The organism is Sorangium sp. So ce394 (assembly GCF_051474665.1).
GTDB classification, from domain to species: domain Bacteria; phylum Myxococcota_A; class Polyangia; order Polyangiales; family Polyangiaceae; genus Sorangium; species Sorangium cellulosum_D.
Map to the genome: position 1 here is coordinate 6,401,483 of NZ_CP150339.1, position 23,677 is coordinate 6,425,159.

20 protein-coding genes are annotated in these 23,677 nt (G+C 73.8%); 7 read left to right on the plus strand and 13 right to left on the minus strand.

The genetic code is table 11. The annotated features are described in order from the left end of the window. Positions 1-189: 189 nt before the first annotated feature. Genes accC through WMF33_RS23515 form a run of 4 tightly spaced genes read right to left on the minus strand, consistent with a single transcriptional unit; the run spans position 190 to position 2,954 of the window. Positions 190-1,536 (minus strand): acetyl-CoA carboxylase biotin carboxylase subunit, encoded by a 1,347-nt coding sequence (accC, locus tag WMF33_RS23500; RefSeq protein WP_061621323.1) that lies wholly within the window; start codon positions 1,534-1,536, stop codon positions 190-192. Positions 1,537-1,557: 21 nt separating this feature from the next. Then, a complete protein-coding gene (gene accB / locus WMF33_RS23505; RefSeq protein WP_437339218.1) occupies positions 1,558-2,073 on the minus strand; it encodes an acetyl-CoA carboxylase biotin carboxyl carrier protein in 516 nt (171 codons plus the stop codon). A 57-nt stretch (positions 2,074-2,130) separates the two neighbouring features. Then, positions 2,131-2,598 carry a type II 3-dehydroquinate dehydratase gene (gene aroQ, locus WMF33_RS23510; RefSeq protein ID WP_437339511.1) on the minus strand — a complete coding sequence of 156 codons (468 nt, stop codon included), beginning with the start codon at positions 2,596-2,598 and terminating at the stop codon, positions 2,131-2,133. Then, the gene (locus WMF33_RS23515) at positions 2,595-2,954 is read right to left on the minus strand and encodes a roadblock/LC7 domain-containing protein (protein WP_020736641.1); all 360 of its coding nucleotides are present in this window, start codon (positions 2,952-2,954) and stop codon (positions 2,595-2,597) included. Before WMF33_RS23515 ends, aroQ begins: the two co-directional genes overlap by 4 nt. Positions 2,955-3,499: 545 nt before the next feature. Here WMF33_RS23515 and WMF33_RS23520 point away from each other — a divergent pair. Continuing rightward, positions 3,500-5,404: an aconitase family protein gene (locus WMF33_RS23520; protein ID WP_437339219.1), complete on the plus strand. Its 1,905-nt coding sequence runs from the start codon at positions 3,500-3,502 to the stop codon at positions 5,402-5,404. A 127-nt stretch (positions 5,405-5,531) separates the two neighbouring features. On the opposite strand, the gene WMF33_RS23525 is transcribed toward WMF33_RS23520, so the two are convergent. Continuing rightward, positions 5,532-7,631, minus strand: a complete 2,100-nt coding sequence (locus WMF33_RS23525; RefSeq protein WP_437339220.1) for a hypothetical protein — start codon at positions 7,629-7,631, stop codon at positions 5,532-5,534. Between the two features lie 23 nt (positions 7,632-7,654). Next, complete coding sequence (locus WMF33_RS23530; protein ID WP_061621393.1) at positions 7,655-8,638, minus strand: hypothetical protein; 984 nt, start codon at positions 8,636-8,638, stop codon at positions 7,655-7,657. Between the two features lie 203 nt (positions 8,639-8,841). Here WMF33_RS23530 and WMF33_RS23535 point away from each other — a divergent pair, with 203 nt between their 5' ends. Next, positions 8,842-10,347, plus strand: a complete 1,506-nt coding sequence (locus WMF33_RS23535) for a sulfatase (RefSeq protein WP_437339221.1) — start codon at positions 8,842-8,844, stop codon at positions 10,345-10,347. 25 nt (positions 10,348-10,372) lie between these two features. Here WMF33_RS23535 and WMF33_RS23540 read toward each other — a convergent pair whose 3' ends face one another. From WMF33_RS23540 to WMF33_RS23550, 3 genes are read right to left on the minus strand one after another with little or no spacing between them, the layout of a single operon-like run. Further along, positions 10,373-11,395 carry a hypothetical protein gene (locus tag WMF33_RS23540; protein ID WP_437339222.1) on the minus strand — a complete coding sequence of 341 codons (1,023 nt, stop codon included), beginning with the start codon at positions 11,393-11,395 and terminating at the stop codon, positions 10,373-10,375. Further along, on the minus strand, positions 11,392-11,802 hold the full coding sequence (locus tag WMF33_RS23545) for a hypothetical protein (protein WP_437339223.1): 411 nt from the start codon (positions 11,800-11,802) through the stop codon (positions 11,392-11,394). The genes WMF33_RS23540 and WMF33_RS23545 overlap by 4 nt, the downstream gene beginning before the upstream one ends. After that, on the minus strand, positions 11,799-12,473 hold the full coding sequence (locus WMF33_RS23550) for a hypothetical protein (RefSeq protein ID WP_437339224.1): 675 nt from the start codon (positions 12,471-12,473) through the stop codon (positions 11,799-11,801). The genes WMF33_RS23545 and WMF33_RS23550 overlap by 4 nt, the downstream gene beginning before the upstream one ends. Before the next feature lie 345 nt (positions 12,474-12,818). On the opposite strand from WMF33_RS23550, the gene WMF33_RS23555 reads away from it, so the two are divergent. Then, positions 12,819-13,244, plus strand: a complete 426-nt coding sequence (locus WMF33_RS23555; protein ID WP_437339225.1) for a hypothetical protein — start codon at positions 12,819-12,821, stop codon at positions 13,242-13,244. Between the two features lie 65 nt (positions 13,245-13,309). On the opposite strand, the gene WMF33_RS23560 is transcribed toward WMF33_RS23555, so the two are convergent. Together WMF33_RS23560 and mutY are read right to left on the minus strand one after the other, a co-directional pair. Then, entirely contained in the window at positions 13,310-13,525 is a 216-nt protein-coding gene (locus WMF33_RS23560) for a hypothetical protein (RefSeq protein ID WP_061627165.1), read from the minus strand. Positions 13,526-13,843: 318 nt separating this feature from the next. Further along, complete coding sequence (gene mutY / locus WMF33_RS23565) at positions 13,844-15,178, minus strand: A/G-specific adenine glycosylase (RefSeq protein ID WP_437339226.1); 1,335 nt, start codon at positions 15,176-15,178, stop codon at positions 13,844-13,846. 139 nt (positions 15,179-15,317) lie between these two features. Here mutY and WMF33_RS23570 point away from each other — a divergent pair, with 139 nt between their 5' ends. The 4 genes from WMF33_RS23570 to WMF33_RS23585 all read left to right on the plus strand — a co-directional run bounded on the left by WMF33_RS23570 (position 15,318) and on the right by WMF33_RS23585 (position 18,714). After that, complete coding sequence (locus WMF33_RS23570) at positions 15,318-16,091, plus strand: hypothetical protein (RefSeq protein WP_437339227.1); 774 nt, start codon at positions 15,318-15,320, stop codon at positions 16,089-16,091. A gap of 251 nt (positions 16,092-16,342) precedes the next feature. Then, positions 16,343-16,849: a hypothetical protein gene (locus WMF33_RS23575; protein ID WP_020736653.1), complete on the plus strand. Its 507-nt coding sequence runs from the start codon at positions 16,343-16,345 to the stop codon at positions 16,847-16,849. Further along, on the plus strand, positions 16,846-17,340 hold the full coding sequence (locus WMF33_RS23580) for a hypothetical protein (protein WP_437339228.1): 495 nt from the start codon (positions 16,846-16,848) through the stop codon (positions 17,338-17,340). The genes WMF33_RS23575 and WMF33_RS23580 overlap by 4 nt, the downstream gene beginning before the upstream one ends. A 165-nt stretch (positions 17,341-17,505) precedes the next feature. Continuing rightward, positions 17,506-18,714, plus strand: a complete 1,209-nt coding sequence (locus WMF33_RS23585) for a phosphodiester glycosidase family protein (protein WP_437339229.1) — start codon at positions 17,506-17,508, stop codon at positions 18,712-18,714. A gap of 48 nt (positions 18,715-18,762) precedes the next feature. Here WMF33_RS23585 and WMF33_RS23590 read toward each other — a convergent pair whose 3' ends face one another. After that, positions 18,763-21,018 (minus strand): ATP-binding protein, encoded by a 2,256-nt coding sequence (locus WMF33_RS23590; protein WP_437339230.1) that lies wholly within the window; start codon positions 21,016-21,018, stop codon positions 18,763-18,765. 25 nt (positions 21,019-21,043) lie between these two features. After that, positions 21,044-23,518, minus strand: coding sequence for a hypothetical protein (locus WMF33_RS23595; protein ID WP_437339231.1), 2,475 nt, complete (start codon positions 23,516-23,518; stop codon positions 21,044-21,046). Between the last annotated feature and the right edge of the window lie 159 nt (positions 23,519-23,677).

The following is a 23,677-nucleotide window of genomic DNA, read 5'->3' on the forward strand; positions in this document are numbered from 1 at the left end:
CGAGCTGCCCGCAGCCGCGAGCCCGCCGGCGCGGCGGAGCGCGCAAAGGCTGCGCGCCGGCGAGCTCGCCGCGGCCGGAAGCGCCGCCCGCTCGCGCGACGAGGAGCGGGAGGAGCCCGTCGCGGCGTCAGCAGGACGACGCCGCGCGGCGAGAGCGCCGCCGTCGCCGCGGGCGCCGGAGCGCCGCGCTCAGAAGCCCTGCGAGACGACGCGCTCGATCGTGTGGGTCGAGATGTTGCCCGCGATGACGTCGGGATCGCGCAGCAGCGCCTGGTGCAGCGGGATGTTCGTGCGGATGCCGCCGATGATGAACTCGTCGAGCGCGCACCGGAGCCTCGCGATCGCCTCGGCCCGGGTCGCGCCGTGCGCGATCACCTTGGCGACCAGCGAGTCGTAGGAGCTCGGGACGCGGAAGCCGCCGTACACGCCGGAGTCGACGCGGATCCCGACGCCGCCGGGCGAGTGGTACTCGGTGATGAGCCCCGGCCACGGCACGAACGAGCGCGGATCCTCGGCGTTGACCCGGCACTCGATGGCGTGGCCGCGGAAGCTCCAGGGGCGCGTGTCCGGCAGCGAGAGGCGCTCGCCGGCGGCGGCGAGGATCTGCTGCGCGACGAGATCGACGCCGGTCACCATCTCGGTGACCGGGTGCTCGACCTGCACGCGGGTGTTCATCTCCATGAAGTAGAGCTCGCCGCGCTCATCCATCAGGAACTCGAGCGTGCCGAGGCCCGTGTAGCCGGTCTCGAGGATCGCGGCCCGGATGATGTCGCCCATCCGGGAGCGCTTCTCGTTGTCCATCGCGGGGCTCGGCGACTCCTCCATCACCTTCTGGTGCCGGCGCTGGAGCGAGCACTCGCGCTCGCCGAGCGTCCACACGCCCCCGTGCTGATCCGCGAGCACCTGGAACTCGATGTGGCGCGGCGCCTCGACGTAGCGCTCGAGGTACACGTCCGGGTTCTTGAAGCCGGTCAGGGCCTCCTGCGTCGCGATCTCGAACGAGCGCTGCACCTCGCCGGCGTGGCGGACGATGCGCATGCCGCGGCCGCCGCCGCCCCCGGAGGCCTTCAGGATCACCGGGTAGCCGACGCGCTCGGCCTGCTCCGCCGCGTCCGCCGCGCTCGTGAGCACGCCGGTGCCGCTCAGCATCGGGATGCCGAAGCGCTTGGCGACCGCGCGCGCCGACACCTTGTCGCCCCAGGTCCGCATCGCCTCCGCGCTCGGCCCGATGAAGGTGAGCCGGCACTTCTTGCAGACCTCGGCGAACTTCGCGTTCTCCGAGAGGAACCCGTAGCCGGGGTGGATCGCGTCGGCGCCGGTGACCTCGGCGGCCGCGATGATCTGCGGGATGTTGAGGTAGCTCTTCGACGCGTCGGCCGGGCCGACGCACACGGCCTCGTCCGCGAACCGGACGTGCAGCGCCGCGGCGTCCGCCTCGGAGTGGATCGCGACCGAGCGGATGCCGAGCAAGCGGCAGGCGCGGATGACACGCATCGCGATCTCGCCGCGATTGGCGATCAGGATCTTCTGGAACACGGCACCCTCGCCCGGGCAGCGCTAGCTGCGCCGCACCTTGAAGAGACGCTGCCCGAACTCGACCGGCTTGCCGTTCTCGGCGAGGATCTCGACGATCTTGCCGGAGCAGTCCGCCTCGATCTCGTTCATCAGCTTCATCGCCTCGATGATGCAGAGCGCCTGCCCCTCGCGGATCGGGCTGCCGACCTCGACGAAAGGCGGCGCGTCAGGAGACGGCGAGCGGTAGAACGTGCCGACGAACGGCGAGGTGACGTACGAGATCCCCTCGTCGCCCGCCTCAGCGGGCGCGGCCGCCGGCGCAGGCGCCGCGGCGGGCGCGGCAGCCGGCGCAGGAGCGGGCGGCGCCGCGGGCGCCGCGGCCGGCGCGCTCTGGAGCTGGTAGGCGACGGGCGCGAGCTGCGGCGCCCCGCCCTGCGGCACGAAGCCCCCGCGCGTGAGCCGGATGCGAACGTGTTCGTCCTCGAACTCGAAGTCGCTCACGTTGCGCTTCTCGAGGAGGCGCACCAGCGCCCGCAACTGCTTGAGGTTGATGTTCATGGAAGGACGTTCGGCCATCGATGTTTGCCGCCTTTCAACCAGAGTGACGGCGCATGTTCAACCTCTTTCGACCGGTCGCAGCTTCTCCAGGTGCCCGAGCAACCCGAGCAACCCGAGGACGTACGAGCTCGGACCGAAGCCCGCGACGCGCGCCATGCACGCGGGCGCGATGCGGGAGCGGCGACGGAACGGCTCGCGAGCGTCCGGGTTGGAGATGTGCACCTCGACGGTCGGGAGCGCGCCCGCGCGGATCGCGTCGTAGAGCGCGATGGAGGTGTGCGTGTACGCGCCGGCGTTGAGGAGGATGCCGTCGAAACCGCGATCGCCGGCGTGGCTGATCGCGGTCACGAGCTCCCCCTCGCAGTTCGACTGCATGCACGACACCGAGGCGCCGTGGGCCTGTGCGGCCTCCTCGACGGCGCGGTGGATGTCATCCAGCGTGGCCGTGCCGTAGATCGCTGGCTCGCGCTTGCCCAGACGATCGAGGTTCGGCCCCGAGATGACCGAGATCCTGAAGCCGCTCAGGCGAGCTCCTTCAGCAGCACCGGCACCTTGGTGCGCAAGAGATAGCGGGCCTTGCCGATGTTCGCGTCGGGCGTCATCGAGAAGGCCACGAAGTACGAGTTGTTCACGACACGGATGAGCGTGGTGACCTTCTCCGCCTGGATCGCGATCTCGGCGGCGTTGCCCGCGTCGAGCATCTCGGCGGCGCGCTGGATCGACTTGAGCACGACGCTGAACTCCGCGCCGATGGTGGCGATGTCGAACGCGGCCCCCGGCTTGGAGTAGCTGTCGACCGCGATCCCCTCGAAATCCATGAGAAGGGTCGCGATGCCGCCCTCGGTGTTCTCTACGACTTCCTTCAGCACGGCCTGGAACATGGGGGGAGACTACCCAAGCGCGGCACGATCGGGAAAACAAACGAACCGACGCGCGTCCGACGCGCGTCCGGCACCAGGGTCGGCGCCCGCGGGCGGCCGGGCGCGCCGGCATGGCTGGCCTGGCCGCGCGGGGGCGCCTGGCGCCGGCCGCCCGCGGCAGCAGACGAGCGCGCGGAGCGGCGATCTCGCGGCGGCGCGGCGGCGCGTAACACCGCGAAAGCTCGCGCCGTCCGCCCGGCAGCGCGGTAATCGCGATGAGCGGCGAGCGCGCTTTGCCTCTTGCATCCTGGTCCCAGCCGGGCGATTCCCGCCCCAGGGGGCCCGCTCCAAAGCACGCCTTGACCCTTGTCCCGGCGAGCGGCTAACGTGCGGCCGTTCTTTCGCCTCGCGGCAAGGCCGCAGGCGGATCCCGCCGGCGCATCTCGCCGGCGGGACGACGTCAAACGTGGCCGGGCGCGGCCCTGCGTCGCGCCCGCCAGCTCATCAAGAAAAACAAGGACGGCCCAACATCTATGCGTGCGCGAGCCGGGGATCCCCCCCGCACGATGCCCCAGAAGATCCTCGCCGGGCGGGCGACGGATCCTCAGCTGCGCGGTGATCTCGTCCAGGTCAAGGTCGACCAGGTGATCCTCTCCAGGGCGCCGTCGCGCGCGCTGGCCGAGGCCATCGCCACGGGCATGAAGAAGACGCCGGTCGAGGTCGCCGTCGCCTACGACGGCACCTGCGTGGCCGACGCGAGCTCGCTCGCGGACATCGACGAGGGGAGCCCGCACTCGGTGTCTCCCGAGTTCCCGACCTACAACATCCCGATCGCGCGGCCGGGCATCGGCTTCCCCGCGCCCGTGCACCTCGAGCGCTTCGCCGCGCCGGCGCGGCTCGCCCTCACCGACGACCCGCGCCTCGCGACGGTCGGCGGCATCGGCATGCTGTCGCTCGTCGTCTCGCCGAGCCAGCTCGGGCAGGCGCTCGCCACGGGCTCGGCCTGGCTCCGGCCGCCGCGGAGCGTGCAGATCCACCTATCGGGCAGGGTGCGGCCCTTCGTGTGCGCAAGGGACGTGGCGCTCGAGCTGCTCCGCAGGAACCTCGACGAGGTGGTCCGGCGCATCGAGGGCGAGCACCACGCGCCGGTGATCCTCGAGTTCGCCGGGCCGAGCGCGCGGCTCCTCTCGGTGGGCGACCGCGCGGTCCTCTGCGGGATCGCGCCGCAGGTGGGCGCGGCGGCGGCGCTGTTCGTGAGCGACGAGAAGACGGAGGTCTTCCTCCGCGATCAGCGCAGGTCGAAGGCCCACCGCGCGCTCGTGCCGGACCCGGGCGCGCCGTGCGAGGAGGTCGTCTCGATCGACCTCGGCACCGTCGACCCGCTGCTCATGGACGAGGAGGGCGTGGTCCGGCCGGTCCGCGATCTCGCCGGCAAGCCGGTGGCGCAGGTCGTCCTCGGGGGCGACTCCGGCGTGACGTTGCGCGACATGCTCGCGGCGGCGCTGCTGCTCAAGTCGAAGCGCGTCCCGTCGCGGCTCGATCTGCTGGTCGCGCCGCCGTCGCGCCAGGTGCTCGAGGTGCTCGCGCAGTCGGGCGCGCTCGTCGACCTCGTGGCGACGGGCGCGCGCATCGTCGAGCCGGACCGGCGCGTCGTCACCTCGGAGATCTACCCGCCGCCGCCCGGCGGCCTGTCGCTGCGCACCGCCGATCCGGAGCCGCGCATCGCCGGGGCGCCGTCGTTCGTCGTGGCCTCGGCCGAGACGCTCGCCTACGCCGTGGCCACCGGCTCGGTCGGCGATCCGCGGTCGTTCAAGCGGCCGGTGCGGGTGACCGTGCCGCGGGCGCTGCCGACCGACGACGTGCTGATCCTCCGCGACAAGAAGGGCGAGCAGGTGAGCACGAAGAAGCCGCCGCCGGCGCCCGCGGCCGTGCCCTGGAAGGGGCCGCTGACGCTCGACGTGCTCGCGGGCGTGCCGAAGGGCAACGGGCGCGCGGCGGTCGGGGCGCGCGGGCGCAAGGCCGCCGCCCCGGCCGAGCCGGCCGCGCCCGCGGCGCCGGTCGCGCCGATCGTCGAAGACGACAAGGCGCAGGCCGCGCCTGCCGAGGGCAAGGCGGCGGGCGGGGTGGCGCTCGTCCTGTCGACGCTCGACGAGGTGCGCGCGGTCGCGGAGCGCGCGACCGACCTGTCGACGGTGCGCGCGGTGGTCGCGCCGTTCGTGCCGAGCACCGCGGTGTCGGCGTTCGCGAGCGAGGGGATCGCCACGTTCCTCGTCGGCGCCGAGGCGCTCGGCAGCATCAAGGAGCAGAAGAGCGTGGAGCTCCCCGCCCCCGCGCAGTGGGGCGACCGCGTCGCGGCCGTCTTCGGGAGCGAGCGCGTCGAGGTGGCCTGGCTCGCGACGGGCATGGAGCGGAGCTGGACCCACGCAGGCACCGTGCGGCAGCCGCCCAGCGCGGGCAAACCAGCGCGGTAGCGGGCGAGCGCGCCGCGGACGCGGCGGGGTGCGCGCATCCCCCGCCGAGCCCCCGGAGAACGCGGGCCGCCCCCCGCCGGAGCCGGGGGAAGCGAGGCACCCCCGCCGAGGACCGGGAGCGCTGCGCTCAGGGGGCCGCGCGCACGGGGGCGAGCGGGGCGAGGAGCTTGATCTCGTTCGTGAGATCGCGGAAGCGGATCTGCTGCTCGTTGATCTGCATCTCGAGCACGATGACGCGCTTCGTGATCTCGTCGAGGCGGGCCGACGCCTTGGCGAGCCGGTCGGTGAGGTCGCGGCGGAGCTCGTCGGCGGTCTTGTTCTTCTCGATCGCCCTGAGGTTCTGGCGGAGCTCGTGGCTCTGCTGCTCGAGGCGCTGCTGCTCCGCGATCAGCCTGTCGCGCTCGTCGATCGCCGGGCGCAGCTTGCCCCGGACCTCCCAGGCCTGGCCGAGCTGCTTCGCCACGGCCGCGTCGGCGCGCGGGTCCTTCAGGTAAGCCTGCACCGCGTCGTCGGCGAGCTGGCTGAGCCAGTCGATCTGCTGCCGAAAGGTCCGCCGCTCGTCCACGTCGAGCACCGCCGTCCCCCGCCGCGGGACGTCGACCGGCACGAGCGCGCTGCCCGTGCCGACGTTGTCCTCCGTGCCCTTCGGCGGCGCGTGCAGGCGCGTCCCGTGCAGGCGGGGGTGCTTCACGAGCGTCCGCGCCGCGAGATCGCCGCCGTTGCGGACGGCGTACTTGGTGTGCGTCACCCAGTCGCGCTCGATCTCGAGCGCGCCGCCCTCGATCTTCGCGAGGCGCGCGCCCTCGGCGGTCTCCTCGCGCGCCGTGTCGACGGCGAGGCCCCGCTCCAGCGCGAACGGCACCGTCGTCGTGGCCCCCGGCGGCAGCGGCTCGACCATGCCCTGGCCGAGGAACGCGCCGTTCTCGAAGACCGCGATGGGGCCGCGCTCCAGGAGCCCCTTCGTGTCGTTCGTGAAGCGCGCCACGCGGAACGGGTGCGAGCTCGACGCGGGCACGCCGCCGTCGGGCGCGAACAGGAAGATCGACTCGCCGGGCACCTGCTTCGCGAGGAGCAGGACCATCGTCGCGCTCCGGTCGGGGATGTCGACCGGGAACGGGATGTCGTAGCGCGTCGTGCCCGCCTCCATCGCGACCGCGGCGAGGGCGCTCATGTTGCGCGGCGGCGACGGGTTCATCATCGCCCTGTTGTCCATGGCCAGCGGATCGTCGGCGAACACCGCCCCGCCCCGCCGCGGGGACGCGGCGCCAGGCGCGCCGACCGCGCCGCCGACCGCGCCGCTGGCGGCCCGCTTCGCCGCCGGCTTCGCGGACATCTTCTTGGCAGCCTCGGCCTCCTTCAAGAAATGCTGCCTGCCGGCCTCCTCGGCCTCGAACGCGTACCCGTGGCCTTCATCCGCGTCTGCCGCCGCCGGCGGCACGGCCGGCGCCGCCTCCGGCGCGGGCATCGGCGGCGGCGGCGGCGGCGCGGCCTCGGCGGCCAGCGTGGTCTCGCTCGTCGGCACGGACGCGATCACCTCGCCCTGGTCGCTGACGATCGGGCGCGGCGGGATCGCCGCCTGGTCGAGCGTCGCCTGGAAGGCGAGCGGCGCGCCCGCCACGAGCGACAGCTTCACGCCCTGCCAGTCCTCGCCCGAGAGGTTCTGCACGATGCCCCACGCCTGGAGGTGCGCCTGCTTCGACGCCGCGCCCTGGGCCCCGGCCGCGCCCATCACGAGCCGGTAGGACGGGCGCCACACCGGCGTCTCGGCCACGTAGCCGACCACGAGGTCGTGCTCTCGCCCGTCGAGCGTGAGCTTCACCTTCTCGAGCTCGTCCCGCTTCTTCTCCCCCGCCGCCGCGCCCTTGTCCTTGGGCGGCGGCGACGCCGTCGTCACCTCGGGCCCGGGCTCCTCCGGCGCGTCGCCCTCGCCCGAGCCGTCGTCGACCTCGACCGGGAACGACGCGCTCCGGACGCTGCTGCCGCCGGCCTCGATGACCGCGAGCGTGGCGAGGAAGTCGCCGACCTTCTCCTTGCGCACGCGGAAGGTCACCTGATCGGCGTCGATGAGCCCCCGGCGCTCGAAGTACGCGACGCCGTTCCTGTAGATGACCACGCGCCGCAGCGCGAGCCCCGAGGCGTCCACGTCGGGGCCCCGCGCGCAGCCGGCGAGCATAGAGAGAGCGAGGAGCAGGCCGGAGCCCGCTCGCGCGACGTCGTACCGTCTCATGATGTCCGTGGGTTTCTCTTGGGTCAGCTGTCGGAGGGCGCCGTCGAGGCGCGGCGCCAGTCGGGCGGCAGGTCGAGAAAGCCCTCGTTGCAGAGGAACTCGTAGAGCCCCTCGCAGACCTCGCCGCAGATCATGCTGAAGAGGTGGGGATCGGTGATGAAGAGGATCGTCTCGTCGCGCTCGGAGCCCGCCGTGTCCGCGAGCTGCGCGACCAGCTCGTCCTCGGCGAAGCCGACGAGCATCACCATGAGGGTCCGCTCGAACGCCGCGCGGAAGCGAGGAAAGGCCTCGCTCGTCACCTTGTACGCGAACGCCCTGCCCTCGTACGTGCGCGCGTCCCGCACGACCTTCGCGGCGACCTCGCCGAGGCTCGGGGCGAGCCGCTCGCCGAAGAAGTCGACGAGCACGACGTGCACCACCGAGACGATGCGCCGGAGCTCGCTCGATCGGCGCGACAGGAAGGCGTCCTGCATGTCCTTCGTGAGCTTCGCGAGCAGCTCGAACGACTGCTCCCGCGCCTCCTCGGAGGCGAACTCGAAGCCCTCGAGCTCGGCCTCGATCCGGTTCTTGTAGCGGGTCAGCACGTAGAAGAGCGCCTGCTCGCCGTGGTGGATCACCTTCGGCGCGCCGTCGCGGCCCCGCGTCTTCTCGTGGAGCTCGGACTGGAAGAACAGGCGGGCGAGGTTCTTGTGGATCTTCTTGAGCCGCCGCTCGACGAGCAGCGAGATGCCGTCCTCGCGGATGACCCGCTCGAGCAGGGCGCGGAGGGTCCGCTCGTGCGCGTCGCGGATCGAATCGCGGTTCTTCGCCCCGCGCTCGCCCGCGCCCGCGGAGGCCTGGATCACCTTCAGCTGGGCGACGACCTGCGCGGTGACCGCGTCGAGCTCGGGGTTTGTCTCGAGATCGGCGCGGTAGTGGACGATGCGGGCCTGCATCTGCTCCTCGAGCAGGCCGAGCGCCATCTCGGTGATGTGATCCTTGAGCGCCTGGCTGACGTGCTCGCCCACGCGCCGCGGCGCGTTGGGCGGGAGCGACCTCGGCGGGTCGGGCGACGACCGCTCCCCTGGCCTGGCCCCAGGTTGCGATCGGCCCGAAGGCGGCAGCGGCGGAGGGTTCCGAGGGGCCGGGGCCATGAGCGGAGAGCATACCGGAACTCGCCGGCGGTGTGCGGCTTTGGCGGAGCGGCGCAAGTCGGAGTAAGACGGCCACCATGCACACGGTCGCTTCACGTACGAGAGCCTGGGAACCGGAAGGACAACCGGCGCCCTCCTGCCCGGCGCCCTCCTGGTCGGCGCCCTCGCGCCTGGCCCGCCGGCGCCTCGCGGCGGCGCTCGCGCTCGCGCTCGTCAGCGCCGGAGCGGGCTGCTCCCGCGAGGGCGACGGCCACCCCCCGCCCGCGCGCACGCCGGAGCCCACGGCGCGGCAAGAGCCCGCCGCGGCCGGCTCGCAGGCCGCCGCGGCGGAGAGCGCCGCGCCGGCCGACGGGAGCGCCGCCGCGGTCAAGGAGGGCGGCGCCGCGGGGCCGCCGGCGGCGCAGCGCCCGAAGATGAACGTGCTCGTGATCTCGATCGACAGCCTGCGCGCCGACATGCCGTGGAACGGCTACGAGCGCGACATCGCGCCCCGGCTGACCGCGTTCGAGAAGAAGGCGGTCAGCTACACGCGCCACTACGCGATCTCGTCGTACACCTCGATGAGCGTCGGCGGCTTCCTCGCCGGCAGGTACCCGAGCGAGGTCGAGCGCAGCGGCTACTTCTTCGGCAACTACCCCGACAGCGTCCTGATGTTCCCGGAGCTCCTGCAGAAGGCCGGGGTGCGGACGATGACCGCGCACGCGCACTTCTACTTCGACCAGAAGGCGGGCTTCCGGCAGGGCTTCGACGTGTACGAGATCGTGCCGGGGCTCTCGGCCGACAACACGACCGACCGGAACGTGACGAGCCCCGGGCACCTGGAGCTCGCGATCAAGATGCTCTCCGACAAGGCGAACACCTCGGGCACCTTCTTCGCGTACTTCCACTTCCTCGATCCGCACGACGTGTACATGACGCACGAGGGGATCGAGCCGTTCGGCAAGCGCGCCCGCGACAAGTACGACGGGGAGGTCAAGTTCACCGACATGCACGTGGGCAAGCTGCTCGATTTCGTCGCGCAGCAGCCGTGGGGGAAGGACACGGCGATCATCATCACCGCGGACCACGGCGAGGCGTTCGGCGAGCACAAGATGTACCGCCACGGCTTCGAGGTGTGGGACGTGCTCACCCACGTGCCGCTGATGATCCAGGCGCCCGGCGGGATCACCCCGCGCCGGATCGACGTGCCGCGCAGCTCCATCGACCTCGCGCCCACGATCCTGGACATGACCGGCGCCCCGCCGGAGCCGTCGTTCCCGGGCAAGAGCCTCGTGCCCGAGCTCTACGGCGCGAGCGCGGAGACGCGCGACGTCATCGTCGATCTGCCGCGCACGAGCGACAACGACCGGCGCAGGGCGCTCATCAGCGGGCGGCACAAGCTCATCGCCTACGGCGACGACGACGCGTTCGAGCTCTACGACGTCGTCGCGGATCCGGGGGAGACGAAGGACATCAAGCGCGAGCAGGGGGCCGTCTTCGAGGCGATGAAGGCCATCTACAGGGAGCGCTCCGCGGCCATCAAGGACGTGTGCCCGAAGAACACGGCGAAGCTCAAGGGGAAGAAGAAGAACAAGCCGTGCTAGCGCTGGCGGTCCAGCGAGCCGCGGCCTAGCGCGCGGCGGGGGCGACGGCGATCGTCACGGCGTCGTCCTCGCCCGCCTCGCTCGCGGCCCGCGCCACGAGGCGGGCCCCCTCGCACTCGAGGTGCAGCACGACGGGCGCCTCCACCTGGCGGCCGCACGAGGGATCGCCGGAGACGCGCGCCGCGAAGGCGCCGCGCGCGAGCTCGACCGCCAGGGCGATCCCCCCGATGCGGCCCTCCGGGTCGTCCGGGGCGACCTCGCGCGCCGAGCGCGCCTCCTCGAGGCGCGTGAAGAGATCAGGCCCCCGGATCGCGACCTCGATCGGACGGCCCGCCGCGTCCCCGAGGACGGAGATCTCGATCTCCGCCTGCCGCGGGGCGCTCTCGCCCCCGGCGTTCACGACGAACGGGAGCGCGATCCGCTTCGCGCACACGGCCGCGCCCTCGCCGGCGGGCGCGCACCGGGGCGCCGGCAGCGTCAGGCTGAACGGGACGATCACCTCGGCGGGCGCCTCCGCGAGCGGGCGCCCCCAGGCCTCCCTGCCGAGGAAGCGGCGCAGCCACGCGGCGAGCTCCTCGCGGACCCGCGCGCGCTCCGCCCGCTGCCGCGAGAGCTGCGCGTCGGTCTCGCGGGCCGCGCGCGAGAGCAGATCGCCGGCGCTGCGCTCCCGGACGAGCGCGCGCAGCCGGCGGGTCGCGTCCTCGCGGAACGCGCCCCTCGGCAGCGTGGCCAGGTACGCCGCGAGCCCCGCGGCCGTCCCGCGCTTCGCGGCGTAGTAGACCGGCTCGGCCCGCGCGAGGTACGCGCGCACCTCGGCGGCGAACGCCCCCTCCGGATGGCGCTCCAGGTACGCCGACGCCGCCGCGAGCCGCCCCTCGAGGGTCCTCGACACGCGGGTCGCCCGGTACGCGGCGTAGTCGTCATGGCTCGCGAGGAGCGCTGGCCTCGAGGCGCACCCGGACAGGACCGAAAGCGCCGCGGCGCACGAGAGCGCCCGAGCGGCCCGCGCGAAGCGGCGGCCGGGGGCGGCTGCGCCGCGCCCGCTCACGGGGCCTCCTCCAGTGGGCAGAAATTGCACTCCGTCGGGATGGAGGCGCCCTCGTCCGCCATGTGCTCGCGGTACGCGTCGCAGCTCGCCGTCTGGAGCTTGTGCAGGCACACCTCGCCGTCGTGGACCAGCGGGTAGCAGCCGATCGGGAGCTCCGGCGCGGCCCCGAAGCTGCACGCGGCGGCGCAGGCGCGCGTGCGCAGGCCGCATTCCTCGCACTTGGCGCAGTCGATCTGCGCCTTCAGCGCGAAGAACTTGCGCGGGTCGAGCTCCTCCGGCGCCTGCCCGCAGCTGCCGATGTCGCCCACGACCGGCCCGATGCCGGCGAGGAGCAAGAGCGCCGCGGCCCCCGCGACCTCGTTCGCCCGGAGGCGCCCACGGCGCCGCTCGCGCCCCGGCGACTTCATGGCAAAAGCTCGTGATCGATCATGAGCCCGAGCTGCGCCGAGACGACGGGGTAGACGGTGTACGCCGCCTCGTACGTCGCGGCGCCGTAGAAGAGATCCCCGACGAGCTCGCCCGAGAGCGCGACGCCCGCGAGGAGGTAGTACCCGAGCCCCACCGCGAGTTCGCCGCCGACGTTCACGTCGGGCTCGATCAGGATCGCCGCGCCGAGCCGACCGTACGCGAGCGCGCGCGGGAGGCCGCGGTAGGCGACGAAGTAGCTCGGCGTGAGCGACTCCTGCGGGACGCCGCTCAGCGCGATCGAGAGGCGCAGCGCGCCGCCGTGCTGGACGCCGTCGGCCGGCCCCAGCGCCAGGGCGACCCCGAGATCGAGGTACCCCGCGGTGAGCGAGAGCGACTCCGCCGTGTCGCCGAGCTGCGTCTGCAGGCGGTACGGGTTGTTGAACCGGAGCCCCGTCCCCATCGCGAGGGACGACACGACGCGCGCCGCCGTTCCCGGCGGCCGCGCGAGCGCGCGGTACGCCTCGAGCTCGGCGCCGCCGCCCTGCTCGCCGGGCGGCGCCTCCGCGGCCGCCTCGCCGCGGCCGGGAGCAGGCTGGGCCGCGGCGGCGCGCCCGAAGGACGCCCCGAGCAGCACGGCCACGAGCGCAAGCCCGGTCCGGAGTTCCAGCATCGCCACGAGCCTTCTACCCCGAGGTGGCGCTCGCTGGCACGCTCAATTGCGTCCCGGCCGGCGCCGTCGCCGCAGCGCCGCGCGTGGCTCGCGCGCGGCGCCTTGGCGACGGCGCCGGCCACGGCCCTCGGCACGGTCCTCGCCCCCGTTGCGTATCCGCCCGCTGCACCTGCGGACCGGACCCTGCATGGCGAGACCACCGTGAGCAATTCAAGCACCCGAGGCAGGCAGAGCACCGCCGCACCTTCACCGGCGCTACGCGCGCCGCGCGCGAGCGCGACGCAGCGCCGAGAACGAGAAGATCGCAGCGACCAGGGAAGGCCGCGCAAGCAGCCGCAGGCCCCCGTGGCCGCGCGATGGGTCGGCGCGACCGAGCTGGATGATCCGTTCGCCGACGTGATCGACGCCGCAGCGGCGCCCCCGCTGCGCGGCAAGGTGAGCCCGCGCAGCGAGCTCAGCGACGTGGTCCCGACGCTCGACGATGAGGTCCGCGGCTACCACCACCATCCGAACGACGCCGGCTGCACCGAGTTCGAGGTGAACCCCGACGCCGCCGACGCCGCCGCCGATCTGGCGAGCGATCTCGGGGCGGAGTTCCTCGAGGGAGCGACGAGGGGGCAGGACATCAGCGACGTCGTGATGTCGCATGACGACGACGACGGCGACCTGCCCTATCTCCTGGAAGACGAGGAGGTCGAGTCCGTGGACCCGGACGCCGACGAGGACGACGAGCAACCCGTGACCCAGCGGATGCGACGGAACGTGGGCTGAGCGGCGGCGCGTCGCGCGCGGGGAGCCGCGGCGCGCCGCCTCGCGCGCGAGCGGGACCGGCCCGGTCACGCCTGGCCGAGCACGGGCAGCTCCGCCACCACCTCGCCGTCGATGCGGATGAACGCCAAGAGGCCCTCGTCCTCGTAGGCCAGGACATCGAGCACGATCCGCTCGCACAGCGGCAGCACGTACAGCGCTCCGTCGTCCGCCATCACGGTCATGGATCGCGCAGGTGCGCTCGCCGTGAGCAGCGTCTCTGTGGTCCGTCGTCGCGCATCCATGTTGCTTGAGCTCCCAGGCTTGAATCGAGCTCCGGCCACCGCCGGCGCCGCGAGGCTAGAGGGCCTGCCCGCCCTCCTACCAAGCGCCTTCCGTGCCACCGCGCTCGCGCTGCAGCGTCAAAGCCGGCGACGTCCCGCGACGACATATGGGTTTCGCCCCCGCCCGCGGCGCTCTGCCGCAACAGCTCGCCCGCAAGCGGCGCCGCGCCCCGCCCGCAGCGGAGCGACGCTCCCCGGAGGACCGCGAGGACGACATTTCGAGCCGCCGCCGGCCTCTCCGAGGCCGCGGCGCGCGCCAGACCGCCCGGCCGCGCGCGTTCAGCGCGTCCCGCGCGCGCTCCCTTCGTCCGGCGCCGAGGCCGCGGACAGGACCTTTCGCGCGAGTTTGGAAACACCGTACTCCATCGCGCCCGGATCGAGCCACGCCGCCTTCTCGTAGGGGGCGGCAAGCTTTGCCCGGCAACGCCACGGGGCCGCCACCTCGGCGCGCGCGACCGTCACGTCGAGCCGCCGGTGCGTGAGGATGTGGCGCACGCGGCCGACCTCGCGGAGCGGCGCGTCAGGCGCGACGCCGACCTGCTCGAGGAGGGCTCGAGCGTCCGCGAGCGCGCGCGCCTCGACCATGGGCGGCTCCCAGAGCCCGCCGAAGAGGCCTCCCTCGGCGCGGCGGAGGAAGAGCACGCGGTCGCCCGACCGCACCACCGCGGCGACCATCGCGACCGCCGGGACGTCGCGCTTCGGGGCGATCACCGGCAGCTCCGCCTGCCGTCCCTCGGCGCGCGCGGCGCACGCGCCGTCGACGGGACAGGCCTCGCAGCGGGGATTGCGGGGCGCGCACACGGTCGCGCCGAGCTCCATGAGGGCCTGGTTGAAGCGTCCCGGATGAACGCTGCCCGCGGCGGCCCGCACGAGGCGTTCCGCGGCCGACCAGAGCTTGCGCGTGCCCGAGGTGCTGCGGATGTCGTCGTCGATGCCGTCGATGCGGGAGAGCACCCGGGCGACGTTGCCATCGACGAGCGGCACCGGCTGATCGTACGCGATGCTCGCGATCGCGCCCGCGGTGTACGCGCCGACGCCGGGCAGGGCGAGGAGCGCCGGGACGTCGCGGGGGAGCGCGCCGTCGTGGCGCTCGGTGATCTCGCGCGCGGCGAGGTGGAGCACGCGGGCGCGGCGGTAGTAGCCGAGGCCGCTCCACAGCGAGAGCACGTCGTCGATCTCGGCGGAGGCGAGGGCGGAGACCGTCGGGTAGCGGGCGAGGAAGCGCTCGTAGTACGGGATCACCGTCTCGACGCGCGTCTGCTGGAGCATCACCTCGCTCAGCCAGATCGCGTAGGGGTCGCGCGTCCTCCGCCACGGCAGGTCGCGCGCGACGCGATCGAACCAGGCCCCGAGGGCGGCAGCGATCTCCCGATCGCGCTCGCTCGGATCCGGCGGCGCCGGCGGGGGCGCGCCCTGCTCACCGGACGAGCCGCGGCGGCGCGGGGCGCGCTCCTGAGCCTGGCTCTGGCGTGCGCCCGAGCGCGAGCGCGCAGGTGTCGGGTCTGCGCCCTCGCGCGAGCGCGATGACGTCTGGTCTGCGCCCTCGCGCGAGCGCGATGACGCCTGGTCTGCGCCCTCGCGCGAGCGCGAGGGCGACCGGGGCTTCGTGCTCACGCGCGAGAGGCCCGCCCTCTGCACCATCGGCGCGGATTGCGCGCCGCGCGCCTCGCTTTGTGCGGATTGCGCGGCCGCCGCTCGCCGCGCTCAGAAAACGCTTCCATCGCGCGGGACTCTAGCGCAAGAGCCGACCGCGGTGTCGTCCCGGCGCCCCTGCCCCTCCCCGGTCGTCCCCAGGGCCGCGCGCCTCGGCGCCGCGTTGCTCCTCGGGCTCGTCGCGGCGGGCTGCCGCGACGAGCCGCGCCCCTGGGAGGGCCAGCCCGGCCCGCCGGTGGTGCTCTCGGCGGCGCCGCCGAACGTGGCCGTCACGGTCGGGTCCGGCGGGCTGTCGGACGCGGACGCGGGACAGGGCGAGGGCGACGCCGGAGCCCCCGCGGATCCCGACCTGCCGGTCCTCCCCGTGCGCGTCGGCGGGCCCTGGGTGCGCTGCTACGGGAACTTCAAGATCAGCGGCAATCCGCTGAAGGACGTGACGCGCCTGTCGCTGCTCTGCGGCCCGGAGAACGGCATGCGCCGGGTCTCGCCCAAGCCGATCGAGGGGCAGGTGGCCGAGGGGGGCGCGATCGTGACGGAGAAGTTCCAGGCGCTCCGGGGCGCCTGCTACCGGGTGTTCGCCGTCGGCGGCCCCGGGCTCCTCAACCTGGACGTCGCCGTGCGGAGCAGCCGCGGGGCGATGATCGCCAGCGACGGCACCGAGGACGCCTGGCCGATCGTCCAGCCGGATCGGCCTTTCTGCCCGCTCGAGGACGACGACGCCACCGTCGAGATCAGCGCCCGCCGCGGCGCCGGCCGGTTCGCGGCGGAGGTGTGGATGCTGAAGTCCTACAAGCGAGCGCGCGAGGGCGACGCTGGAGCGGAGTCCGACGAGCCCTACGAGATGAACGAGACCGACGCCTACGACGGGCTCTGAGCCGGCGGCGCGCCCCCCGCGATCGCAGGGGGGCGGCCGCCGCGGGGCGGCGAGGTTCTGTCCGGGTCACCACGACCTCCCGCCGCGCGGCCGGGGCGAAGGCCGAGCTCACCTGCCCGCGAAGCGGCGCGCGAAAGGCTCCCCATCGTCATCAAAATCCGGCAGATCCTTGGACCATGGCGCGACGCCGGCACCCTGCGCGAACCCCTGCATTGACGTGGCCGCCCCGTCCCGCTAGGGGAGCCCGAGCCATGGCCGACGACACCGAGCCGCTCCGCGAGGACGAAGGGGACAAGGTGGAAGGCGAAGGCGAGAAGAAGCGCCTCTTCGAGCGCGCTATCCCGGAGATCTTCAAGCGCGTGGTCGAGCGCGCCGTCGAGAGCGGCATCGACAAGCTGAGCGAGGGGCCCGAGAACCTCCGGCACTTCGTGGGCGACCTCAAGCTCCCCAAAGAGGTCCTCCACTACCTCTACACCCAGATCGACGAGACCAAGAACGGTCTCTACCGGGTCGTCGCCAAGGAGATCCGGGACGTGCTCGAGCACACCCAGTTCGCGGACGAGATCACGAAGGTGCTGACGAAGCTCTCCTTCGAGATCAAGACCGAGATCCGCTTCGTCCCGAACGAGGCGGCCAAGCGAGACGACGGCCAGGACGAGCCGAGGACGGGCCTGCCGAAGCCGGAGGTGACCGCACAAGTGAACGTCAAAGACCGAAGCAAAGAGACCGGGCGAGACCGGCGCCGCGAGGAGAAGTGACGACGAAGAAGCTTAGGACGGGCGGCGAGGTCGACGCCTGGTGCACGAAGTGCCGCCTCGATCTGACCCATCGGATCATCGCGATGGTCGGCGACGTGGTGAAGAAGGTCGAGTGCAAGACCTGCATGTCGCACCACCTCTATCGCCAGCCGAAGAGCGAGCGCGAGAGCCGCGCCGCCGCGCGCGCCGCGTCGCGGAGCAGCGGCGAGCCGAGGGCCGCGTCGTCGGCCTCGACGCGCGGCGGCGGCGTGGAGCGCCTCACGGCCGCCCAGCGCGCCGAGCGCGATCAGACGCTCGCGTGGGAGCGCGCCATCGCGGGGCAGCCCTCCGGGGCGTTCAAGCCGTACCGCACCACCCTCACCTTCGGCGAGGGCGAGCTCATCCACCACAGCAAGTTCGGCGACGGCGTGGTCGCGAAGGTCATCGATCGGGGCAAGATCGAGATCCTGTTCAAGGACGGGCCCCGGACCATGGCGCACGGGCAGGTGTAGCGAGCTCCGCGCGGGCTTCCGGCGCGCGGAGCTGGCCGGCCGCGCTCGCTCGCAGCCCGGAACTTGGGGCTGCCCGCGCGATCGGGTAGCCTCCCGGTCGCCGTGGACAAGCCTTCGCCCCCTCTCGCCAGCGGGCCCCCGCGCAGGCGGCGGTCCCGCCCGCGCTTGCCCGAGCGCGCGCTGCGCTGCGTCGCGGTCTGCGCGATCGCCGTCGAGGCGCTCTGGTACGGCATCCACGATGTCCCCGGCTTCGGCCCGGCGCTCGCCGACGGGGCGCGGGCCGTGGTCGGTCCGGCGCCGGTCGCGTGGGCCGAGGACGTGGCCTACGGCGTCGCCGACCGCGTGAACCAGGCCGTCTATCGGCACGCGCCCCCGAAGACGTTCTGGGAGCCCGCGCCCGCCGCCGCCGCGGAGGCCGTGCGGGACGAGGGCCTGGAGGCGGAGTCGATCTCGTCCCCGTCCCCGTTCGAGCCGCCCTTCCGCGAGGTCGCGGCCACGGGCGACGGCGTCTGGACGCCGATCCCGGACGCCGTGCGGCCCGGCGACGCCCCGGTGCTCTGGCGGAGCGCCGTGCACCCGGATCCGAGGCGCGTGTTCGCGGCGATCGCCGTGGTGGCGATCGACCTCGGGCGCGTCGACCTCCGGCTCGTCGCGGGCACGAAGGAGCCGTTCTCGCCGGACGTCCCGGCCGAGCGCCGCCCCGGGCTCGTCCCCGAGGGCCACGCGGGAGAGCTCATCGCCGCCTTCAACGGGGGCTTCAAGGCGATGCACGGCCACTACGGGATGATGCTCGACGGCGACACGTTCCTGCCGCCGCGCGACCGGGCGTGCACGATCGCCCTCTACCGCGGCGGCGCGGTGCGGATGCGCACCTGGCCCGAGCTGCGCGCCGACGAGGCCCGGATGGCCGCCTACCGGCAGACGCCGCCCTGCCTGGTCGAGCAAGGCGAGCTGCACCACGCGCTCTACGACTCGAACCGCGACTGGGGCGCGACCGTGAGCGGCGAGACGGTGATCCGGCGCTCGGCGCTCGGCGTCGACGCGACCGGCAAGGTGCTCTTCTACGGGCTCGGCGAGGCCGTGACCGCGCGCACCCTCGCCCGGGGGATGAAGGCCGCGGGCGCGCACGACGTGGCGGAGCTCGACGTGAACCACGCCTACCCGCGCTTCCTCCTGTACGGGCGCGGCGAGGGCGGCGAGGGGCCGCGCGCGCGGTCGGCGCTGATCCCCGACGTGCAGTTCAAGCCGGAGGAGTACGTGGCCGAGCCCGCGCCGCGCGACTTCTTCTACCTGCGGCGGCGGCGGGCGGCGGCGACGCTCGGCATCGCCGACCCGGCGCCCGACGACGATGTCCTCGGTCGCGGCGGGCGGTGAGCCTCGATCCGCGGCGCCCCGGCCGAGCGCCCGCCGCGGCCCCTCCCGTCAGCGCCGGTCGAGCAGGTCGCGCACGCGCTGCGCCAGGGTGTCGGGGGTGAACGGCTTCTGCAGCAGCACCAGCTCGCGGTCGGCCTCGGCGCCCGCGAGGACGTCCTCCGCGTAGCCGGACATGTACAGCACGCGCGCGCGCGGGTGGATCGCGAGGGCGCGCTCGGCGAGCTCGCGGCCGTTCATGCCGGGCATCACGAGGTCGGTGAGCAGGAGGTCGACCGCCTCCTCCCCGTCGCTCGCGAGCGTGGCGAGCGCCTCCTCGCCGGTCGCGGCCGACAGCACGCCGTAGCCGCGCCGCTCGAGCACCTCGACGATGAGCTTGCGCACGGCGTCGTCGTCCTCGACGACGAGCACCGTCTCGTCGCCGCCGGCCGGCGGCGGCCGGGTGCGCGCGGGCGCCGTCTCGGAGCGGTCCTCGACGCGCGGCAGGTAGATGCGGAACGTCGTGCCGCGCCCGACCTCGCTCTCGACCTCGATCAGCCCGCCGCTCTGGCTCACGATGCCGTAGACCGTGGCGAGGCCGAGCCCCGTGCCCTTGCCGCGCGCCTTCGTCGTGAAGAACGGCTCGAACAGGTGCGCGAGCGTGTCGTGGTCCATCCCGTCGCCGCTGTCGGTCACCGACAGCACGACGTACGGGGGGCCGGCCGCGGCGGGCGCGTCGGCTTCGTCCTGCTCCGCGGGCACGAACGACCGCGCCGCGGGGCTCTGGCCGGGCTCGCCGAGGGAGGTCTCGACCACGAGCCTCCCGCCGCCCGGCATCGCGTCGCGCGCGTTCACGACCAGGTTCAGGAGGACCTGCTCCAGCTGGCTCTTGTCGAACTTGATCGAGCCGAGATCCCGCCCGACGTTCGTCTGCAGATCGATGTTCTCGCCGATGAGGCGCTGGAGCATCGTCTGCATGTCGAGCACCACCGCGTTGAGGTCGAGCACCTCGCGCTGCAGCACCTTGCGCCGGCTCATCGCGAGGAGCTGCCGCGTGAGCGCCGCGGCGCGCTCCCCGGCCTTCGTGACCTGGAGGGCGTCGCGCCGGAGCGCGCTCTCGGGCCCGAGCCGGCGCAGGATGAGCTCGCCGTAGCCGAGCATCACCATGAGCATGTTGTTGAAGTCGTGCGCGATGCCGCCGGCCAGCCGGCCGAGCGCCTCCATCTTCTGCGACTCGCGCGAGCGCTCCTCGCGCTGCCGGAGCGCCTCCTCGGCGCGCCGCCGCTCGGTGATGTCGCGGAGCAGGACGAGGGCGTGCCCCTCGAGGAACGGCATCGTGCGCGCCTCCACGTGGCGCTCTCCGCCCGAGCTCGGGACGGCGTGCTCGAGCGCGACGACGGCGCCCGTCTCGCGGGCCTCCCGGACCGCGCGCTCCAGCTGCTCCCCGAGCTCGCCGGGGAGCGCCTCGGCCACGCGCTTGCCGAGCGGCGCCTCGGGCGCGACGCGGAGCGCGGAGGGCCGCGGCTCGTTGCAGTCGACGATCCGGAGCTCGGCGTCGAGGCGGAAGCAGAGATCCGGGATGGCGCGGACGAGCGCGCGGAGCTCGCCCGCGGCGCGCGCGCTCTCCCGCTCGGCGCGCCGCAGGGCGACGCTCTGCCCGATCTGGCCGCCGATCGACGCGAGGACGAGGAGCAGCGGCTCGTCGCGGCGCAGCGGCGCGCGGCTCCTCAGCTCGATCACCCCGGCCACGCCGTCGCCGCACGGGATCGGGGCGGCGCACGCCGCGCGCTCCCAGCTCGGCCCGCGCGCGGCGTCAGCGGAGTCGACGGCGCCGGCGCGGAACGCCGGCTCGCCGCTGCGGAAGACCTCGCCGACGAGCCCGTGCTCGACGGCGGGGTGCGGCTCCTGGCGGAGCGCGTCCTCGATCGCCTCGCGCTCGAGGTGCGCCGCCGCCCGGGCCGCGACGCAGCGGAGCGCGCTCGACGCCCCGGCGAGCGGCGCGAACCCCGCGGCGCTGGCCTGCGGCTCGGCGAGCCAGAGCGCCGCGACGTCCCAGCCGAGGTGCTCGACGAGCGCGGCGACCACGCGCGACGCGGCCTCGGCGAGCGAGGTCGAGCCGGTCAGCGCGGTCGCCGTCGCGAGCAGCGCGGCCAGCCTGGCCTCGGCCTGCCGGGCGTCGGCAGGCGCGGCGCTGGCACCGTCGGCCGCCGGCGCGGCGCTGGCACCGTCGGCCACCGGCGCGGCGCTGGCACCATCGGCCGCCGAGCCGGCACCGTCAGGCGCCCCGGCGTGGATCGATCCCTCGAGCTCCAGATCGGCGTGGGACACGTGAAGCCGCGGCGCCCCCATGCGCTCAGCCGCTGGTCTTCTCCGCGGCGCCGCTCTGCAGGTCGACCGACCAGCACACGGCGCTCGCCGAGGGCTCGCCGCCGGGCGGCCCCACGCTGACCTCGGCGCGCGCCGGCCCGACGGCCCGGATGTAGAGCCGCTGCCCGACGGCGTCGCGCCCGAGCGCGCAGACCGCGCGGCGCACCCGAGGATCGTCGGCCGCGACCTCCCCCTCGTCCTCGGCCGCCATGAACAGGACCTCGATCTCCGGCTTCAGGCAGGCGCCCATCTCGCGCCACGCGTCGTAGTCGACCGACGGATCGAGCACGTCGGCGAGCTGCCCGTGGCGGGCGCGCCCGACGCGGTAGCGGAACGCGTCGCGCTTCTCCGCGCGGAGCGTGGCCCCGATCCGATCAAACCGCAGCGACAGCGCGCCGAGCGCGGTGGCCATCTTGACGGTCGGCGCGCCCAGGTTCGCCTTGTCCGGCTCCTTGAAGCGGTGCAGCTGCACGCCCGCGGGCAGCACGCCGGCGAGCAGCTCCGCGAAGCGCGGGTTCATCCCGAGGCGCCCGGCGAGCAGGATCCGGAGCCCCTGGTACGGGTCCGGCTCGCGCCCGATCTTCGCCACCGCGCCGGCGAGGTGCTGCCGGAACACGTCGATCGCGTCCCGGAACCACCCGTCGATCGCGCCGCTCAGCGCGCCGCGGTCGATCGAGAGCGGCACCACGGAGCTCTCGCCGTCGAGCCCGACCAGCGCGAGCTGCTCCGCGACCGGCGCGCTCGGCCCCCCCTCGAGGAGGGGCCGCAGGAGCTCCTTGAGCGCCCAGGTGTTGGCGCGCGCGTCGGGCGACGGCGCGAAGAGCGCTTCGGCGTCGCCGAGCGGGCTCTCCTCGGGCGGGCGCTCGAACGGGATGCGGCGCTCGCGCATCTCGGCCTGGCTGGCCGCGTACACCCGGTAGGCGAGCCGGTGCAGGAGCCGCTCGCCGCCGAGCCAGGGGATCGCCGTGGGATCGAGGTACTCGACCATCCGCTCCAGCCCCTGCGCCGCCTCGTGGGCCTTCGCGCTCCGCAGGAGGCCGAAGGCGATCCCCGCCTCGCTGGCCCCGGCGTCGATGACGCAGAACGGGACGCCGCCGTCGCGCGGCTGGATCCCGAACATGCGGAACGCCTGGACGGCGTAGGCGATCGCCGACGGGCCCGCGTCGACGACCTTCAGGCCCTCGAGGTCGTGGTACTCGCAGAGCCCCGCGGGCAGGCTCCGGAAGAGGCCGCGGCGGAAGGCGATGAGCACGCTGGCGCGGCGCTCGGGCGACCAGCCCGTCGGCATCGTGATCGCGTAGCGCGTGGAGATGCCCCGCGAGCGCTGGTTCAGGTGCAGGCCGACGTAGTACGCGTAGAGCTCGAGCGGGTCGAACGGGTCGTGCGCGCCGATCCCTTCCTCGTCGATGATGGGCGGCGCCGGCTTCTTCAGCGCCTCGGTCGTGTCGGGATCGCACCGGCCCCGGAGCCGGAACGGCTCGCCGCGCTCGGTCCGCTCGCGCAAGAGCGCGAGGGCCGGGAGCGAGGCCGCGGCGCGCTCGTGGGCGCCCTCGCCGGGCCGGAGGCGCATGTCGCGCGCCGCGTGCCCGACGAGTACGTCGCCCCAGCGCGTCATCGGCAGGATCACCCGGTCGCGCCACGCCTTCGTGGTCCGGGCGAGCGCCTCGAACGCGACCTCGCTCGGGTTCTCGTTGTCGGCCGAGACCCGGACCGGCCCGTCGGCGCCGATCCGGACGAACTCGGCGCCGCCGCGCTCTCCGCGGACAGCGACGGCCGTCGACGCCGCGCCGACGTCCACGGCGACCCAGTCGGCGCGCACATCGAGCCGCGGATCGCGCCGCTTCACCTCGGGCGGGATCGGGTCCTTGTCGGTCTTGCCGGTGCGGCGGTGCAGCCCGACCACGCGGCCCTGCCGGAGGATGGCGATCGCCGTGGCGCCGAGGAAGCGCGCGCCCGTCCAGAGGCCCTGCGCGGGGTCGACGAGCGTCGTCCCCTTCACGGGATCGAGGTTCGCGACGACCTTGGGGAAGAAGTCCGCGATGAGCTCGGGCGAGGCCACCCCGTCGTAGCGCTCGACCTTGATCGGGGGCGAGTAGTAGTTCTGGAGCCCTTCGCCGTAGATGCGCGGGCTGACCTGGATCAGCTTCAGGTAGGGGATCGGGCAAGTCTGCTCGTCGAGACGGAACTCCTGGTAGAGCTCGGACGGACCGACCGCGTTCTCCATCTCGGGCGCGATGCGGGGGACGCTCGCGCTCATCTCGGTGCCGAAGTACATGAACTTCGTGCCAGCGCGGCCCGTGAAGGCGGCAATCCTGACCTCGTTGAACGTCGCCTGCCCGACGATGAGCGGCGGCAACGCGATCACGTAGTCGAGCACGAGCGTGGTGAGCCACGGCTGGTCAAAGAGGCGCGATTCCCAGCGCATGACGAGCGTCGGGAACTCGCGGCCCGCGAGCGACACGACCTTCTCCGCTTCGCGAACCAGGGTTCCGTCGACCGATAGCTCGTAAACCGGCATACGAGGGCGACGTTATCACGAAGAACCCCTGCGCCAGCGCCGCGGATGCGCGGGCGGGGCTTTCATTCCGCCGTCGGCCGACGGGCGCGCGGCGGGCCTGCG